We start from the raw sequence: 16,474 nt of genomic DNA on the forward strand, positions 1-16,474 counted from the left end.
ATGTGAGCACCGAAGCCGACAGGTTCGCGGAGATCTACACCGCGACCTATGAACAGATCCTCGGCTACGCCATGCGCCGCTGCGACAGCCCGGAGGACGCGGCGGACATCGTGGCCGAGACCTACGCCACGGCCTGGCGCCGCGTGGACCGCCTGCCCGGTGGCGACGAGGCCCGCCTCTGGCTGTACGGCGTGGCCCGCAACACGCTGGCCAACCACCGCCGCGGCCAGATCCGCAGACAGCGGCGCAGCGCCGAGCTCAACGTGGACATCGCCGACCTCTACGCCCGCACCCCCGAGCACACCGTGGAACTGGGCGCCATCGCCCGCACCTTCCGCGAACTCGGCGACGACGACCGCGAACTGCTCTCGCTGGTCGCCTGGGAGGGCCTCGACCACGCCCAGATCGCGAAGGTCCTCGGCGTCTCCCGCAACGCGGTCCGCATCCGGCTGCACCGCGCCCGCAAGAGGTTCTCCCGTGCGCTGGAGCGCGCCGGAGTGACCGCCCACCACCTCGTGATGGAGTCAGCATGAACGAGTTCCAGGAGATCGCGCGGGTGCGCGACGGCGAGCTGAGGGGGCAGGCGTCCGGGGCGGGGGCACGGGCGCTGCTGGCCGCCATCACCGCCGAGGAGCCGGTCAAGGAGCCCAGAAGGCGGCCGTGGAAGCGCCTGGCCGCGGGCGCGCTGGTCACCGCGGCGCTGGCGACGGCGGCCGTGGTGGGCCCGAGCATCCTCAACCCGCCGGGCAGCGCCACCTCTTACGCCAACTCGGCCCTGGACATCCGCTTCGAGAACAACCGCTGGGTCGCCCGGATCAAGGATCCGTTCGCCGACCCGGAAAGGTACGAGGAAGGCTTCCGGGCCGTCGGGCTTGACGTGAAACTCCAGTTCGCGCCCAGCTCGCCGAAGAAGGTGGGCAAGATCTTCTCGATGGGCGGCTCGGCCGAGGGAACCGGCGAGAGCACCGAGGTCGGCATGGAGTTCGAGCCCGCCGGCTGCGAGATCGACACCCCGGGCTGCACGCTGATCCTGACGCTCGGCACGACCGTGACCGAGACCGTGATCAAGGCCGGCCGACCGGCGAAGGCCGGCGAGCAGTACGCCAACATCGCCCTGTCCGACGACCCGCAGGGCTCCATGCCGGGCTACCAGGTCAAGGGCAAGCGGGTCGGGGAGGTCGAGGACGAGATCAGGAGACGCGGCCTGAAGCTCGTCTACCAGATCATCGACCCCAGCCCGGAAGGCGGCCACTTCGTCGACCCGTCCCGCCAGAACGAGAAGGTGGGCCGGGACTGGTACGCCTGGGAGTCGCATGACGCCGCCCGCGGCGAGGTCCGCCTCCTGGTCACCGACCAGCCCGTGGCCCCCGACAAGCCGGCGGCCGACAACGTCAAGGACCCGGGCTCCGGCGCGGGCTAGCCACGAACCTGGCGTGCACCCCGGCGGCCCCCGGTCCGAGCAGGTCGAGGGCCGCCAGCCACGCCGCCGCCCCCGCCGCGTCCTGCGCCGTGTGCACGGCCGTCCCGCCCAGCAGGTCCTGTACGGCCTGCCGTACCGGACCGGGGTTGGTCAGCACGCTCCCGGCCAGCACGACGGGGCCGCTCGAGTGGAGGCGGCGCATCGTGGCGACGAGCTGCCGGGCCGCGTCGTGGGCGATCTCCATGGCCATCGGATCGCCTTCGGCGGCGGCCCGGCTCACCAGGGGCGCCAGCTCGGCCAGCCGCATGTGACCGGCCTGGACCAGCCGTACCACCCGATCGGCGCTCGCCCGCGGGGTGGCGCCGCGCTCCGCGCCGAGGAAGTGCGTGAGGACCAGCTCGCCCAGGAGGCCCGGCGGCTCGGCGCGGTCGAGCGTGTGCACGACGGCCTTGGCGGCGGCGCGGCCGATCCAGAAGCCCGAGCCCCCGTCGCCGAGCAGCCAGCCGAGCCCGTCGGCGATCTCCACCTGCCGGTGGCCGGAGATTCGGATGGCCGCGGCGCCGGTTCCGGACAGCAGCAGGATGCCCTCCGGGGCGGGGGAGCCGGCCGCGAAGGCGATGGGGAGGTCGGTGACGACCTCGGGCCCCGCGGCGATCCCGTGCGCGGCCCAGACCTTGGCCAGCTCGGTGTCCAGGACGTCCTGCGGGCCCGCCACGCCGGCCAGGGAGCCGACCACCGCGCCCGGATCCACCGAGGCCAGCGCCTCGCCGAGGGTCTGGCCGATGTGCGCGACCGCCTTCTCGACGCCATGGGCGGTGGGGTTGCCCGCCCCGCCTCGCGCGTAGCCGACGCGGGTGCCGTCGAGCATGTGGACGGCGACGCGGGTGGAGGTGGCGCCGGCGTCCACGCCGACGACCAACGAGTTAGTCACGGACCCGATTTTGGGCCTTGACGCGACCGAGTTGCAAGAATAATTTTCGCCTGAAGACCGGGTATTCGGAAGGAATATTCGTGACTTCAGGTGCCCTCGGGCGAGTGGAAACAGAACTGCCGGGACTTCCGGAGGCGTTGCGCCGGGTCGGCGAGGTGATCCTGGGCGACCCCGCCGAGGCCGCCCGCTCGACGATCATCGCGCTGGCCGAGCGCGCGGGCAGCTCGCCCGCCACCGTGACCAGGTTCTGCCGGGCCTTCGGCTTCTCCGGCTACGCCGAGCTGCGGGTGGCGCTGGCCACCGAGACCGGCCGCGCCGCGCAGGCGGGATGGGGCGCCGGCGTCGGCCACGAGATCGGCCCCGACGACCCCCTCGACGCGGCGGTCGAGGTGATGGCCGCCGCCGACACCCGTCTCATCCAGGACACCGCCGCCCAGCTCGACCTGGAGACCGTCGCCCATGTCGCCGACGCGATCGTCGCCGCCCGGCGTGTCCTCTTGGTCGGCGTCTCCACCAGCGGAAACGTGGCGACCATGTTCGAGGGCCGGCTGCGCCGCATCGGGATCCCCTGCTGGAGCGCCGGCGACGCGCACGTGGCCCTGTCGGACGCCGCCCTGCTCGCCCCCGGCGACGTGGCCATCGGCATCAGCCACCGCGGACGCACCCGCGAGGTCATGGAGGCCCTCGTCGAGGCGGGCAGCCACGGCGCGAAGACGGTCGCCGTCACCTCCTTCGCCCGCTCGCCGCTGGCCGAAGTGGCCGACCGGGTGCTGACCACCGCCAGCCGCGAGACCACGTTCCGCCTCGGCGGCCTGGCCGCGGTCCACTCCCAGCTCTTCGTCCTGGACGCCGTCTACGTCGCGGTCGCCCAGCGCACCTACGAACGCACCACCGAGGCTTTCGAACGGACGATCAGCGCGGTCGAGAGCCATCGAGTCGAAAGAGGCTGAATGTCGTACGCAACGCAGGTCCTGGAGCTGGCCCGCACGGTCGCCGCCCGCCAGGAGCACCAGGTACGCCAGGCGGCCCGGCTGATCGTCACCTCACTGCGCAACGGCGGCGTGGTCAACGCCTTCGGCACCGGCCATTCCGAGGCCATCGCGATGGAGATCGCCGGACGGGCCGGCGGCCTCGTCCCCAGCAACCGCCTCGCGCCGCGCGACCTCGTCCTGTACGGCGGGCAGCCCCCTGACGTGCTCACCGCCGAACTGGAACGCGACCCGGCGATCGCCCAGCCGATCTACGACCTGGCGTCCGTCGAACCGCAGGACGTCTTCGTGCTGATCTCCAGCTCCGGCGTCAACGGCACCGTCGTCGAGCTGGCCCGCATCGTCAAGGACCGCGGGCACGCGCTGATCGCGCTCACCTCCGTCGAGCACAGCACCGCGATGACCTCCCGCCACCCCACCGGCCGCAAGCTGCTCGACCTCGCCGACGTCGTCCTCGACAACGGCGCCCCGTACGGCGACGCCATCCTCGAACTGCCCGGCGGCGGCAGCTACGGCGCGGTTTCGACGATCACCTCGGCGCTGCTGGCGCAGCTGGTCGTCACCACGGCCGTGGAGGAACTGGTCGCCCTCGGCGAGACGCCGCCCATCTACCTGTCGGCCAACGTGGCCGGCGGCGACGAACACAACAAGGCCCTGGAGAGCCGCTACGCCGGCCGTATCAGACGCGGAGCCTGACCCCGCAGACGCGGAGCTTGACCCCGGACCAGACGCCGAGCTGAAGGAGAGTCCCCTATGTCGTCCACCCCCCAGCTTTCCCGCCGCCAGCTGTTGCGCGGCGCCGCCCTCGTACCCGTCGCCGGCGCCTTGGCCGCCTGCGCGACCCCGGCGCCGAAGACGCCCGCGAGCAGCGCGCCGGGCGCCGCTAAGCAGCTGGAGGTCTGGATCTTCGACGGCGGCTTCGGGCACAAGTACGCCACCGACATCCACCAGCCGTTGTTCAAGGCCAAATATCCCGAGGTGACGATCAAGCACAACTTCACCAAGGAGATCACGAAGGTCCTGCAGCCCCGCTTCGCCGGCGGCAACCCGCCCGACGTGATCGACAACTCGGGCGCCAACGCCATGGACTTCGGCGCGCTGGCACAGGACGGCCAGCTGCTCGACCTGACCCCGATGCTGGACATGGAGAGCTGGGACGACCCGGCGATCAAGGTGCGCGACACCATCGACCCGGCCGTGATCGAGATCGGTACTTATGACGGGAAATTCTCGGTCGTGGGGTACGTGAACTACATCTACGGCCTCTGGTACTCGCAGAAGGTCTTCAAGGACAACGGCTGGACCCCTCCGAAGACCTGGGAGGAGTTCATCCAGCTCTGCGAAAAGATCAAGAAGTCCGGCAAGATGGCCCCCTTCACCTACGCCGGCAAGCACCCGATGTACGCGCTGGAGCCCATCCTCACCACGGCCGCGAAGATCGGCGGCAAGGAGGTCCTGGTCAACCTCGACAACCTCGAGGACGGGGCCTGGAAGGCCGGCCCGATCAAGGAGGCGGTCACCCGGTGGGCCGAGGTGAGCGCCAAGTACCTCATGCAGGGCACCGCCGGGCTCGACCACGTGCAGACGCAGACCGCGCAGAACAAGTACCAGGTGGCCATGCTCCCGTCCGGCTCCTGGCTGGAGAACGAGCAGAAGACCACCACGCCGCCGGGCTTCGACTACGCGATGTTCGGCATCCCCGACGTCACCGGCGCCGACAAGCTCCCGTACGGCACGCTGCACACCCAGCCGGGCGAGAACTTCATCGTCCCGGCCAAGGCCGCCAACTCCCAGGGCGGCGTCGACTACCTGCGGGCCATGCTGTCGAAGAAGGCGGCCGGCGAGTTCAGCCAGCTCGTGTCCACGGTTCCCACGGTCAAGGGCGCGGGCGAGGGGCTGCAGTTGTCCACCGGCGTCAAGAGCGCCTCGGACGCCTACGCCGCCGCGGGGGAGAACACCCTCTACTACCGCTGGGACAAGTGGTACCTCCAGCTGAAGGACGAGGCCACCGCCGCCACCGGCGAGCTCATGAGCGGCCGCCTGACGCCGGAGAAGTTCGTGGAGCGCATGCAGAAGAAGGCCGACGAGATCAAGGCCGACTCCTCGATCAAGAAGTACCAGCGCTGACATGGGAGTTCCGGCCGCAGCGGTGCCGTCGTGGTTCCAGCGGCACCGCCGTACCCTCTTCATCTTCTCGTTCCTCGTCGCGCCCGTGACGCTCTACCTGGTCTACGTGATCTCGCCCTACATCCAGGCGTTCCAGATCTCGCTGACCGACTGGCGGGGCGTCTCCGGCACGCCGTCCTTCGTCGGGCTGGACAACTACCGCCGGCTCATCGGCGACGGCGTGTTCTGGCAGGCGGTCACGCACAACGCCGCGCTGCTCGTGCTGCTGCCGGTCGTCACGATCGTCATCGCGCTGTTCTTCGCGTTCCTGCTCAACGTCGGCGGCGCCAAGGGCACCAGCGGCATCGCCGGCTCGGCCTTCTACCGGGTGGTCTTCTTCTTCCCGCAGGTGCTGGCCGTCGCCGTGGTGGCCGTGTTGTTCCAGCAGGTCTTCCGGCCGGACGGCAGCGGCATGCTCAACGGGCCGCTGATGGCCCTCGGGATCAAGCCGGTCGGGTTCCTGTCCGACCCCGGCATCGCCTTCTGGTCGGTCCTCGGGGTCATGGTCTGGCAGGCGGTCGGCTTCTACGTCGTGTTGTTCTCGGCCGGGCTCGCCTCCATCCCGAGCGACATGTTCGAGGCCGCGCAGATCGACGGCGCCGGCCGGGTCAGCCTGTTCTTCCGCATCACGCTGCCGCTGCTGTGGGACACGGTCCAGGTCGCCTGGGTCTATCTGGGCATCCTGGCGCTCGACGTGTTCGCCATCGTGTGGGTCATGACCGACCAGCACGGCGGGCCCGACTTCTCCACGACCGTCATGGCCGCCGAGATCTACCGCAACGCGTTCCAGTACTTCAGGTTCGGCTACGCCTCGGCGCTCGGCGTCGTCATGTTCTTCTTCACCGTCGGCTTCGCGATCCTGTCGCTGCGCCTGTCCCGGCGTGAACGAATCGAGTACTAGATGACAACGATGATCTCGTGGACGGTCGCCAACTCCCGGAAGATCGCCCGCAGGGAACGCCGGAGGCAGCTCGGGCCGCTGGCGTTGCTGACCCACCTGGCGCTGCTCATCTGGACCGTCCTCGTCGTGGTGCCCATCCTGTGGACCTTCCTCGCCTCGGTGAAGAGCGAGGACGAGATCTTCGGCAGCGCCTGGTCCCTGCCGGCCACCCTGCGCTGGGACAACTTCGCCCGCGCGTGGGAGCAGGCGAACATCGGGCAGTACATGCTCAACAGCGTCATCGTGGTCTCGTTCAGCACGTTCGGCACCATGCTCATCGGCTCGATGGCCGCCTACGTGCTGGCCCGCTACCCCTTCCGCGGCAACCGGGCCGTCTACCTGCTGTTCGTCTCCGGGCTGGCCTTCCCGGTGTACCTGGCGCTGACGCCGTTGTTCTTCGTCGTGCAGAACATGGGCAACGTGCCGCTGATCGGGCCCTTCATCGGCCTCAACACCCATGCCGGGCTGGTGCTGGTCTACATCGCCTACTCGATGCCGTTCACGATCTTCTTCCTGGCCGCGTTCTTCCGCACGCTGCCCACCGCCGTGGGCGAGGCCGCGCTGGTGGACGGGGCCTCCCACACGCGGGTCTTCTTCCAGATCATGCTCCCGATGGCCAGACCGGGCCTGATCAGCATCACGATCTTCAACGTCCTGGGCCAGTGGAACCAGTACCAGCTCCCGCTGGTGCTGCTGCAGGAGCGCGACAAGTGGGTGCTCACTCAGGGCATCGCCGACATCTCCACCGCCGCCGGTTACGATCAGGACTGGGCCGCGCTCTTCGCCGCCCTGACGCTGGCCATCCTGCCGATGCTGGTGGTGTACACCGTCTTCCAGCGCCAGATCCAGTCCGGCCTGACCACGGGAGCCTTGAAGTGACGCCGGAGCACGACGCCGCGGGCCTGCACATCTACGTCGAGGAACTGCGCGACGGCTTCCTGCGCCTGCACGGCGAGGCCGGCGAGCTGCACGCCAGGGCGCAGGCCGTCCAGGTCACCGAGCAGTCCCGCGACGGCCTGGTCACGGTCACCGTGGACGCCCGCGGCGAGCTGGTCGGCCTCGAGATCGACCCCCGCGTCTACCGCGACCCCGACGCCCGGGCCCTGGCCGACACGATCGCCGGCACGCTGGCCAGGGCCACGGAGAAGGCCCGCGAGCAGATCGTCGACGTCTTCGCCCACCTGATCCCCGCCGAGCAGCTGCGCGCCTATCTCGACGGGGACCTCGAGGCCGTGCTGACCCAGCTCGCGGAGCAGATGGGTGGCAACCGCTAGCCGAGCGTCTCCCGCAGGCGGCGCGCGGCCGCGACCACGTTGCCCAGCGACGCCTCCACCTGCGGATAGGTGCGGGTCTTCAGGCCGCAGTCCGGATTGACCCACACCCGCTCGACGGGCAGCACCTTCAGCGCGGCCGCCAGTCGTTCCCCGACCTCCTCGGCCGAGGGCACCCGCGGCGAGTGGATGTCGTACACCCCCGGGCCGAGGCCGCGGGTGTAGCCGCTGACCGCGTCCAGGATGCGCCGGCCCGAGCGGGCCGACTCGATCGTGGTCACGTCGGCGTCCAGCCCGTCGATCGCCGCCAGGATCTGGTCGGCGTCGGAGTAGCACAGGTGCGTGTGGATCTGCGTGCGGTCGGCCGCCACCGCCGTGGCCCGCCGGTAGGCCGCCACCGCCCACTCCAGGTAGGCGGGTTGCTCGGCGGCGCGCAGCGGCAGCAGCTCGCGCAGCGCCGGCTCGTCCACCTGGATGACCGAGAGCCCGGCCGCCTCCAGGTCGCGCACCTCCTCGGCGATCGCGTCGGCCACCTGGAAAACCACCTCCCGCACCGGCAGGTCGTCGCGGTCGAACGACCACGCCACGATCGTCACCGGCCCGGTCAGCATGCCCTTCACCGGCCGCGAGGTCAGCGACTGCGCGTAGGCGGACCACCGCACGGTGATCGGCTCCGGCCGCCGCACGTCGCCGTGGATGATCGGCGGGCGGGTGCAGCGCGAGCCGTACGACTGCACCCAGCCGTGCTTGGTGACCGCGAAGCCGTCCAGGTGCTCGGCGAAGTACTGCACCATGTCGTTGCGCTCGGGCTCGCCGTGCACGAGCACGTCCAGGCCGAGGTCCTCCTGCACCTGGATGACGTGCTCGATCTCACGCCGGACCAGTGCCTCGTAGCCGTCCTCCGCCAGCTTCCCCGCCACGACCTCGGCCCTGGCCCTGCGCAGCTCGCCGGTCTGCGGGAACGAGCCGATCGTGGTGGTCGGCAGCTTGGGCAGGTTCAGGTGCCCGGCCTGCGCCGCGGCCCGCACGGGGTAGGGGCTGCGGGCGGCCGGCCGTACCCGATCGGGTTCTGCGGCCGCGGCGGGCTCATCCGGTACGGCGGGCGCCGCCCCCTCGGCCAGCAGCCGGGCCAGCTCGACCACCTCGGCCACCTTCTCCTCGGCGAAGGCCAGGCGGGACAGCAACTCGGGAGGCAGGTCGTCCTCGGCGGCGGTGGAGTAGGGCACGTGCTGCAGCGAGCAGGACGTGCCGACCACGACCCGGTCGGCCCGGATGGCGCGGAGCGTGGCGAGGGCGCGGCCCGGGTCGGTGCGCCAGACGTCGCGCCCGGAGACGACCCCGGCCACGACGGTCTTGCCGTCCAGGGGAATGTCGGGCACCCGGCCGCGGACCAGGTCCAGCCCGATCGCCTCGACCGGCGTGGCGGCCAGCGCGGGCAGCGCCGCGCCCAGGTCGCCGAAGAAGGAGGCGACCAGGATGCGGGGGCGCCCGCTCAGCGCGCCGAGCCGGTCGTAGGCGGCGCGGACCGCGTCCAGTTGCGCGGGCGTGAGGTCGGTGACCAGCGCGGGCTCGTCGAGCTGCACCCAGGCCACGCCCTCGGCGGCCAGGGCGGCCAGCAGGTCCGCGTAGGGGCCGAGCACGTCCTCCAGGCGGTCCAGGGCGCCCGACAGCAGCAGGAACGTCACCGGGCCCACGACCACCGGCCGCGTCTCGTGCCCGAGCGCCCGCGCCTCGCGCACCTCGCCCAGCGGCTTGGCGGCGTCCAGCGTGAAGACGGTCTCCGGGCCGATCTCCGGCACGATGTAGTGGTAGTTGGTGTCGAACCACTTGGTCATCCGCAGGGGCGCGAGCCCGTCGGTGCCGCGGGCCATGGCGAAGTACGGGTCCTCGGCGGCCCGGTAGCGCTCGGGCACCGCGCCCAGCAGCACGGCGGTGTCGAGCACCTGGTCGTAGAACGAGAACGTGTTGGACGGCAGCTCCCCGAGCCCCAGCTCGGCCAGGCGGCGCCAGGTGGCGGCCCGCAGCCGCGCGCCCTCCTCTTCGAGTTCCCGGCGCGTGCTGCGCCCGTCCCAGTAGGACTCCAGGGCCCGCTTCAGCTCCCTGCGGGGACCGATACGGGGGTAACCAAGCACGGTGGACATCGCATGCTCCCAAGCCGGTGACGAAACCCCTGGATCGTGCCCTCGATCTTCCTCGTGATGCATCATCTATTCGTGCTGCTTATGCTCAAGGAAATCCAGTGCTTCACCCGCGTGGCCGGTCGGCTCAGCTTCTCGCGGGCCGCCGCCGACCTGGGCATGTCGCAGCCCGCCGTGAGCCAGGCCATCACGCGGCTGGAGAAGGCCCTCGATCTCCAGCTCTTCGAGCGGACGGCACGGGAAGTACGGCTGACGCCCGCGGGCGACGCCCTCCTGGGCCAGGCCGAGCAGGTGCTGGCCGCCGTGGCCGGCTTCGCCGAGGAGGCTGCCCGGCTCACTCAGTCGGTTATCCATCTGGCTTATCCATCGATCGCCGGAGCGCTCGCGGCGCGCATCGTGCGGCGGCTTTCGGCCCGCAGTCCCGCGCTGGCCGTCGAGCTCCGTCCCGCCGGGCGCGGCGCCGCCCACCGCGCGCTCGACGAGGGCCGCGTGTCGGCGGCGATCGTGGCCTTTCCTGCGCCGGTCCGGTTCACCACGGGGGCGCGCTTTCACGTGAGCGTCGATCGGCTGGCCGTACCCGCCGATCATCCGTGGCGCAACCGGGTGCTGGCCGAGCAGCTCGCGGGGCAGGATCTCCTCGTGCCCGGCGGGCGGCTGGCCGGGCTGCCCGGCAGGCACCGCCAGGTGGCCGAGGACGATTTCGGCGCCGCCCTCGACCTGGTCGCCGCGGGGGTGGGCATGCTGCCGATCCCGCAGCTCGTGGCCAGGACGGTGCGCCGGGAGGACGTCAGGTTCGTCCCGCTGGAGGGCGCCGAGACCCGGCTGACCTACGGGCTCGCCTGGCGCGGCGAGAAGGTCACGCCTGCGCTGATGGCGCTGGTCCAGGCCGTGCAGGAGGCGTTGTGGACCCGGTGACGTTCTTGAGGGCCTCGCGCTTGCTCAGCCCGGAGATGCCCTTGGCCTGCACGTAGCGGACCACTTCGGCCGGATTCACCTTGGCGTACTCGCGCAGCGCCCAGCCGATGGCCTTGCGGGCGAAGAAGTCGTTGTCGGACAGGCTCGGCTCGATGCAGGCATACAGCAGGGCGGTGTCGGTGCGCTGCTTGAACCGGTTCTGCGACAGGATCGCGGTCCGGCGCTTCCACAGGTCGGCGTCGCCGGCCCACTCCAGCATGAGCGGGCGCATCGAGTCGGGGAAGGCGGCCAGCAGCCCGCCGACGCGGTGGGTGGCGATCTCGTCCACGAGGTCCCACCAGGCGCCGGTGACCACCATCTCCTCGTACATCGGGACGGTGTAGAGCGTCTGGTGCTCGCGGTAGCGGTGGTAGCCGGACAGCTCGACGGCCGCGTAGCGCTCCTCGCGGTACTCGGCCTCACGCCACAGCTCCAGCACCGCGCGCCGCCACTCGGGGGCGCCGTCGAGCGGGTGGGCGGCGAAGACCCGCTTGAGCACGGTACGGCGGGGCCCGGCCTGGACGCCGAGGAACGGCATGCCGGACTTCATGTACGCCTGCATCTGCGGCGCCTTGGCCGGGTCGGCCACCTCCAGCAGGGCCGATCGCACGGCTTTGCGGAGGCTCATGCCTTCTGCGTGGTGCGCTCGCCCGTGGCCAGCCCGTCGAAGAGCACGGTGATGTAGTGCTCGGCCAGACCGGTGGTGTTGAGCCGGCCGCCCGGGCGGAACCAGCGCACGGCCACCCAGATCGTGTCGCGGATCATCCGGTAGGTGAGCTTGGGGTCGACGTCGCCGCGGAACTGCCCGGCCGCCTGGCCGGCCTTGATCTGCGTGACCCACATCTGCTCGACTTCGTCCTCGGCCTTGACGAGGTAGTTGAAGCGCTCGAACTGGCGCAGGTAGTTCCAGTCGTTCTGCATGACGGTGATCGCGGCGCGGTGGGGCTCCAGCGTGCCGAAGCCGATGCGCACCATCTCCGACAGCACGGCGCGCGGTTCGCCGCCGGACTCGAGGGCGGCGCGGTAGCGGGCGATGAGGTCGTCGAGGAAGGTGGAGAGCACCTCGTCGACGATCGTCTCCTTGGAGTCGAAATGGTGGTAGAGACTTCCGGAGAGGATGCCGGCCTCGTCGGCGATCTCCCGCACGGTCGTGGCCTGGAAGCCCTTGCGCGCGAAGAGCTCCGCGGCGAGCTTGACAAGATGATCACGGCGCTCGGAGGCTGAGCCGGACGAGGTCGCGCGCTGGCGCTTGGCCGGTGGGGCGGTCGCGCCGGAGTTCTTTCGCGTGGTCACATCCTCCATTATGAGCCCTCGCACAATCGCTTGTTCACGGAACACGCCCAGCTCAACAGTCTACCAAGCGCTTGCTACGATATGGACATGAACGAGGCGTACATCGTCGAGGCCCTCAGAACCCCCGTCGGCCGCAAGAACGGCGGCCTGTCCGCCGCCCACCCCGCCGACCTCGGCGCCCACGTGCTCGGCGAACTCGTCCGCCGCACCGGCATCGACCCGGCCGCCGTCGAGGACGTCGTCTTCGGCTGCGTCGACACCGTAGGCCCCCAGGCCGGCGACATCGCCCGCACCTGCTGGCTGGCCGCCGGCCTGCCGGAAACCGTCCCCGGCGTCACCGTGGACCGCCAGTGCGGCTCCTCCCAGCAGGCCCTGCACTTCGCCGCCCAGGCCGTGCTCTCCGGCACCGCCGACCTCGTGGTGGCCGGCGGCGTGCAGAACATGAGCATGGTCCCCATCTCCCAAGCCATGCTCGCCGGCCGCGAACTCGGCCACGACACGCCGTTCAGCGGCTCCAAGGGCTGGTCCCGGCGGTACGGCTCGCGCGAGGTCTCCCAATTCCTCGGCGCCGAGCAGATCGCGGCCCGATGGGAGATCGGCCGGGAGGAGATGGAGGAGTACGCCCTCGCATCCCACCGCCGCGCCGCCGCCGCCATCGACGCCGGGCACTTCGCCGGCCAGATCGTCCCCTACGAAGGCGTCGCCGTCGACGAAGGGCCGCGCCGCGACACCACCCCGGCCAAGATGGCCGGGCTCAAGACCCTGGTCGAGGGCGGGCGGCTGACCGCCGCGCTGGCCTCCCAGATCTCCGACGGCGCCGCCGCCCTCCTGGTCGCCTCGCCGCGGGCCGTACGGGAGCACGCCCTCACGCCGATCGCCCGCGTCCGCCACCTGTCGGCGCGCGGCGGCGACCCCATCGAGATGCTGTCGGCCCCCATCCCCGCGACCGCGCACGCGCTCGGCCGCACCGGGATGTCCATCGGCGACTTCGACGTCATCGAGATCAACGAGGCGTTCGCCTCGGTCGCACTGGCCTGGATCAAGGAGACCGGCGCCGACCCGGCCCGGGTCAACCCCAACGGCGGCGCCATCGCCCTCGGCCACCCGCTCGGCGCCACCGGCGCGGTGCTCATGACCAAACTCCTGTACGAACTGGCGCGCACCGGCGGACGCCTGGGCCTGCAGACGATGTGCGAAGGAGGCGGACAGGCCAACGTCACCATCGTCGAGATGGCCTGAGTCACCATTGAGGGCATGGCCAACCCCTTCACATTAGGCGTGGCATCGGGGGAGCCACTGCCGGACGGCATCATCCTGTGGACCCGGCTGACCGGAGTCCCCAACCGGCCCGTCGAGGTGCGCTGGCAGCTCGCCGCGGACGAACGGTTCACCACGATCGTGCGCCAGGGCACGGCGCGAGCGCTGCCCGAATGGGCCCACAGCGTGCACGTGCGCGTCGCCGGGCTTCAGGCGGGGGCGGAGTACTTCTACCGGTTCCGGTTCGGCAGCCACGTCAGTACGGCCGGCCGTACCAGGACCGCGCCCGACCCGGCCTCGGTGGCGCCGGTGCGGTTCGCGCTGGCCAACTGCCAGCGGTACGAGCACGGGCTCTACACCGCCTACCGGCACCTCGCCGCCGAGCGGCCGGACGTGGTCTTCCACGTGGGGGACTACGTCTACGAGGCACGGCAGGCGGCCGACCCGGTGCGCCGCCTGGATCGGACGGGCGAGGCGCGCACGCTGGCCGACTACCGGGCCCGTTATGCCCGCTACAAGGCCGATCCCGATCTGCAGGCCGCCCATGCCGCGGCGCCCTGGGTGCCGACCTGGGACGACCACGAGGTGGCCGACAACTACCGGGGCAGGGGCGACGGGTCGGCCGCCTTCCTGCGCCGCCGGGCCGCCGCCTACCAGGCGTACTACGAGCATCTGCCGCTGCGCGTGCGGCCGGAGGGCGGGGGCCTGCGGATGTACCGGCGGCGCACGTACGGGCTGGTGGCCGACTTCATGCTCCTGGACGTGCGCCAGTATCGCGACGCCGGCTCGATGCTCGGGGCCGAGCAGGAGCAGTGGCTGCTTTCGCGGCTGGCCTCCAGCCCGGTGCGCTGGAAGGTGCTCGTGCAGCCGCTGTTCTTCGCCCGGCGGTTCGTCCCGGGGCCGCCGCCCAATCTGCGCCCGGACAGCTGGGACGGCCAGCCCGCCGAGCGGGCCCGCATTCTAGGCGCCGCTCCCGGACTCGTGGTGCTGAGTGGCGATGTTCACAATCACTGGGCATGCGAGCTGAAGGCGGATTTCCTCGATCCTCACTCTCCGCCGATCGGTGCCGAGTTCGTCTGCTCGGCCGTCTCCAGCCGTCCTCCTGAGACCGACGCCGATGCTGTTCTAGGGGCAAATCCGCACATACGCTTCTTCGATGCACATCGCGGCTATCTCTCGGGCACGGCCGGACCCTCGGGTTTTCGTGTGTCCCACAAGGGCCTCGACGCCTCAGGAGCCCGGACAGTCGCAGAGTTCATCACGGACGGCAAGGGGATCATCCGTGTTGACGTCTGAAAATGCCTCTAGCAAATAGGAAAGTTTCCTATTAGATTTCGGGTCATGCCCATGAGCCGAGACCTGCTGCGCCTGGCTGACGCCGTCCTCTTGCCCGGTTTCGAAGGCGCGACGCCACCTGACTGGCTGCGCCGCAGGCTCGGTGAGGGGCTGTCCGGAGTCGTGCTCTTCTCCCGGAACATCACCAACGTCCCTCAGGTGGCCGAACTGACCGCCGCCCTCCGAGCCGAGAACCCCGCCGTCCTCGTCGGCACCGACGAGGAATCGGGTGAGGTGACCCGTCTCGAGGTCGCCACCGGGAGCAGCCGCCCCGGCAACTACGCGCTCGGCGTCGTGGACGACACCGAGCTCACCGAACTCCTCGCCCGCGACCTCGGCCGGGACCTGGCCGCCGCCGGCATCACCATCGACTTCGCGCCCTCGGCCGACGTCAACTCCAACCCCGACAACCCCGTCATCGGCCTGCGCGCCTTCGGCGCCGAGCCCAAACTCGTCGCCCGCCACACGCGCGCCTTCGTACGCGGCCTGCAGGCGGCCGGCGTGGCCGCCTGCGCCAAGCACTTCCCCGGCCACGGGGACACCTCGGTCGACTCCCACCACGGCGTCCCCGTCGTCGGCGGCGCGATCGAGGAGGCCCTGGCCCCCTTCGCCGCCGCGATCGAGGAGGGCGTGCGCGCCGTCATGACCGGGCACCTGCTCGTCCCCTCCCATGACCCGAACACCCCCGCCACCCTCAGCCACAAGGTGCTGACCGGCCTGCTCAGGAACGAGCTGGGCTTCGACGGAATGATCGTCACCGACGGCATCGAGATGGCGGCCGTCTCGGGCGCCTACGGCATCGGCGGCGCCTCGGCCCGCGCCATCGCGGCCGGCGCCGACGCCATCTGCATCGGCGGCGAGCACGCCGACGAGGCCACCGCGATCCACGTGCGCGACACCATCGCCGCCGCCGTGGCCGACGGCCTGCTGCCGGAGGAACGCCTGGCCGACGCCGCTCGCAGGGTCCGGGAACTGTCCGCCTGGACGGTCTCCGCCCGAGCCGAGGCCCGCGCGGAGGCTCGCGCCGAGCCCCGGGCCGATTCCGCCAGGACCTCGCGCTCCGACTCCGCCGTGACCCTGACACGCGGCTCCGGGGCGCACAACGCCGCCACCGGCACGGCGGGAGCGAGCGCGGGCCTGGACGGCTCCGGCCACGGCGCGAGCACGGGCCTGGACAGCGACGGCTACGGCGGGGGCTCGGGGCTGGACGGCTCTGGCTATGGCGCGGGGCTGGACGGCGACGGTCACGGCGCGGGCGCGGGGCTGGATGGCGACGGTCGCGGTGCGGGCGTCGCGGAGCCGGTCGCCGGCGAGGAGATCGGCCTGAGCGCGGCCCGCCGCGCGTTGCGCATCACCCGCAGGTCCGCCGCCCCCGCGCTGCCCATCACCCGGCCCGCCCAGGTGATCGAACTGGCCCCGGAGATGAACCTGGCCATCGACAAGGGCACCCCGTGGGGCGTGGGCGACCCGCTGTCCCGCCTGCTGCCGGGCACCGCGGTGGCGCGCCTGACCGCGGGCGAGGCGGGCGGCCCGGTCCTGGAGAGCCTTCTGCAGAAGGCCAGGGAACGCCCGCTGGTCATCGTGGTGCGCGACGTGCACCGCTACGCCTGGCAGGGCGAGGCGCTGCGCCACCTGCTCAGCGCCCGCCCGGACGCGGTGGTGGTCGAAATGGGCCTGCCCGCCCGCACCGACCTGGGCTCCGTCCACATCGCCACGTACGGCTCGGCCCGCGTCTGCGGCCAGGCCGCCGCGGAGGCGATCACCGGTACCCTGTGACGTC

General features: G+C 71.3%; 16 protein-coding genes. 12 read left to right on the top strand and 4 right to left on the bottom strand.

From position 1 onward, the window contains the following. Positions 1-2: 2 nt before the first annotated feature. Complete coding sequence (locus tag FVE25_RS44005; RefSeq protein WP_157253475.1) at positions 3-533, top strand: RNA polymerase sigma factor; 531 nt, start codon at positions 3-5, stop codon at positions 531-533. Continuing rightward, entirely contained in the window at positions 530-1,420 is an 891-nt protein-coding gene (locus FVE25_RS54080) for a hypothetical protein (protein ID WP_181019907.1), read from the top strand. The genes FVE25_RS44005 and FVE25_RS54080 overlap by 4 nt, the downstream gene beginning before the upstream one ends. Here the strand turns inward: FVE25_RS54080 and FVE25_RS44015 are convergent. Then, entirely contained in the window at positions 1,392-2,351 is a 960-nt protein-coding gene (locus FVE25_RS44015; protein WP_157253476.1) for an N-acetylglucosamine kinase, read from the bottom strand. The two genes, FVE25_RS54080 and FVE25_RS44015, sit on opposite strands and share 29 nt — an antisense overlap. A gap of 104 nt (positions 2,352-2,455) precedes the next feature. Between FVE25_RS44015 and FVE25_RS44020 the strand changes: the two genes are divergently transcribed. From FVE25_RS44020 to FVE25_RS44045, 6 genes are read left to right on the top strand one after another with little or no spacing between them, the layout of a single operon-like run. After that, entirely contained in the window at positions 2,456-3,301 is an 846-nt protein-coding gene (locus FVE25_RS44020) for a MurR/RpiR family transcriptional regulator (protein ID WP_246268412.1), read from the top strand. Then, the gene (locus FVE25_RS44025; RefSeq protein ID WP_157253478.1) at positions 3,302-4,036 is read left to right on the top strand and encodes a sugar isomerase domain-containing protein; all 735 of its coding nucleotides are present in this window, start codon (positions 3,302-3,304) and stop codon (positions 4,034-4,036) included. Positions 4,037-4,093: 57 nt separating this feature from the next. Further along, positions 4,094-5,467 (top strand): N-acetylglucosamine/diacetylchitobiose ABC transporter substrate-binding protein, encoded by a 1,374-nt coding sequence (gene ngcE, locus FVE25_RS44030; RefSeq protein WP_157253479.1) that lies wholly within the window; start codon positions 4,094-4,096, stop codon positions 5,465-5,467. A 1-nt stretch (position 5,468) separates the two neighbouring features. After that, positions 5,469-6,407 carry a carbohydrate ABC transporter permease gene (locus tag FVE25_RS44035; protein WP_157253480.1) on the top strand — a complete coding sequence of 313 codons (939 nt, stop codon included), beginning with the start codon at positions 5,469-5,471 and terminating at the stop codon, positions 6,405-6,407. Beyond that, positions 6,408-7,325, top strand: coding sequence for a carbohydrate ABC transporter permease (locus FVE25_RS44040; protein WP_157253481.1), 918 nt, complete (start codon positions 6,408-6,410; stop codon positions 7,323-7,325). Further along, complete coding sequence (locus FVE25_RS44045; RefSeq protein WP_157253482.1) at positions 7,322-7,720, top strand: YbaB/EbfC family nucleoid-associated protein; 399 nt, start codon at positions 7,322-7,324, stop codon at positions 7,718-7,720. Before FVE25_RS44040 ends, FVE25_RS44045 begins: the two co-directional genes overlap by 4 nt. On the opposite strand, the gene metE is transcribed toward FVE25_RS44045, so the two are convergent. After that, complete coding sequence (metE, locus tag FVE25_RS44050; RefSeq protein ID WP_157253483.1) at positions 7,717-9,858, bottom strand: 5-methyltetrahydropteroyltriglutamate--homocysteine S-methyltransferase; 2,142 nt, start codon at positions 9,856-9,858, stop codon at positions 7,717-7,719. The two genes, FVE25_RS44045 and metE, sit on opposite strands and share 4 nt — an antisense overlap. An 81-nt stretch (positions 9,859-9,939) precedes the next feature. On the opposite strand from metE, the gene FVE25_RS44055 reads away from it, so the two are divergent. Continuing rightward, positions 9,940-10,770 (top strand): LysR family transcriptional regulator, encoded by an 831-nt coding sequence (locus tag FVE25_RS44055; protein WP_246268439.1) that lies wholly within the window; start codon positions 9,940-9,942, stop codon positions 10,768-10,770. Here FVE25_RS44055 and FVE25_RS44060 read toward each other — a convergent pair. Both FVE25_RS44060 and FVE25_RS44065 read right to left on the bottom strand, forming a co-directional pair. Further along, entirely contained in the window at positions 10,712-11,437 is a 726-nt protein-coding gene (locus tag FVE25_RS44060) for a DNA alkylation repair protein (protein ID WP_157253485.1), read from the bottom strand. The two genes, FVE25_RS44055 and FVE25_RS44060, sit on opposite strands and share 59 nt — an antisense overlap. Then, entirely contained in the window at positions 11,434-12,111 is a 678-nt protein-coding gene (locus FVE25_RS44065; RefSeq protein ID WP_397081874.1) for a TetR/AcrR family transcriptional regulator, read from the bottom strand. The genes FVE25_RS44060 and FVE25_RS44065 overlap by 4 nt, the downstream gene beginning before the upstream one ends. Positions 12,112-12,189: 78 nt before the next feature. Between FVE25_RS44065 and FVE25_RS44070 the strand changes: the two genes are divergently transcribed. The 3 genes from FVE25_RS44070 to FVE25_RS55745 are packed head-to-tail and all read left to right on the top strand — an operon-like array spanning position 12,190 to position 16,470. Then, positions 12,190-13,341, top strand: coding sequence for an acetyl-CoA C-acetyltransferase (locus FVE25_RS44070; protein WP_157253487.1), 1,152 nt, complete (start codon positions 12,190-12,192; stop codon positions 13,339-13,341). 15 nt (positions 13,342-13,356) lie between these two features. After that, positions 13,357-14,655 (top strand): alkaline phosphatase D family protein, encoded by a 1,299-nt coding sequence (locus FVE25_RS44075; protein ID WP_157253488.1) that lies wholly within the window; start codon positions 13,357-13,359, stop codon positions 14,653-14,655. Positions 14,656-14,700: 45 nt separating this feature from the next. After that, positions 14,701-16,470, top strand: a complete 1,770-nt coding sequence (locus FVE25_RS55745; protein ID WP_246268414.1) for a glycoside hydrolase family 3 protein — start codon at positions 14,701-14,703, stop codon at positions 16,468-16,470. Positions 16,471-16,474 lie beyond the last annotated feature (4 nt).

It is taken from the genome of Nonomuraea typhae (assembly GCF_009760925.1).
GTDB lineage: Bacteria > Actinomycetota > Actinomycetes > Streptosporangiales > Streptosporangiaceae > Nonomuraea > Nonomuraea typhae.

Bases quoted from the DNA above. Each gene is read 5' to 3' on its own strand.
- FVE25_RS54080 (WP_181019907.1), top strand. From the start codon at position 530: ATGAACGAGTTCCAGGAGATCGCGCGGGTGCGCGACGGCGAGCTGAGG.
- FVE25_RS44025 (WP_157253478.1), top strand. From the start codon at position 3,302: ATGTCGTACGCAACGCAGGTCCTGGAGCTGGCCCGCACGGTCGCCGCC.
- ngcE (WP_157253479.1), top strand. From the start codon at position 4,094: ATGTCGTCCACCCCCCAGCTTTCCCGCCGCCAGCTGTTGCGCGGCGCC.
- FVE25_RS44035 (WP_157253480.1), top strand. From the start codon at position 5,469: ATGGGAGTTCCGGCCGCAGCGGTGCCGTCGTGGTTCCAGCGGCACCGC.
- FVE25_RS44040 (WP_157253481.1), top strand. From the start codon at position 6,408: ATGACAACGATGATCTCGTGGACGGTCGCCAACTCCCGGAAGATCGCC.
- metE (WP_157253483.1), bottom strand. From the start codon at position 9,858: ATGTCCACCGTGCTTGGTTACCCCCGTATCGGTCCCCGCAGGGAGCTG.
- FVE25_RS44055 (WP_246268439.1), top strand. From the start codon at position 9,940: ATGCTCAAGGAAATCCAGTGCTTCACCCGCGTGGCCGGTCGGCTCAGC.
- FVE25_RS44060 (WP_157253485.1), bottom strand. From the start codon at position 11,437: ATGAGCCTCCGCAAAGCCGTGCGATCGGCCCTGCTGGAGGTGGCCGAC.
- FVE25_RS44065 (WP_397081874.1), bottom strand. From the start codon at position 12,111: ATGGAGGATGTGACCACGCGAAAGAACTCCGGCGCGACCGCCCCACCG.
- FVE25_RS44070 (WP_157253487.1), top strand. From the start codon at position 12,190: ATGAACGAGGCGTACATCGTCGAGGCCCTCAGAACCCCCGTCGGCCGC.
- FVE25_RS44075 (WP_157253488.1), top strand. From the start codon at position 13,357: ATGGCCAACCCCTTCACATTAGGCGTGGCATCGGGGGAGCCACTGCCG.
- FVE25_RS55745 (WP_246268414.1), top strand. From the start codon at position 14,701: ATGCCCATGAGCCGAGACCTGCTGCGCCTGGCTGACGCCGTCCTCTTG.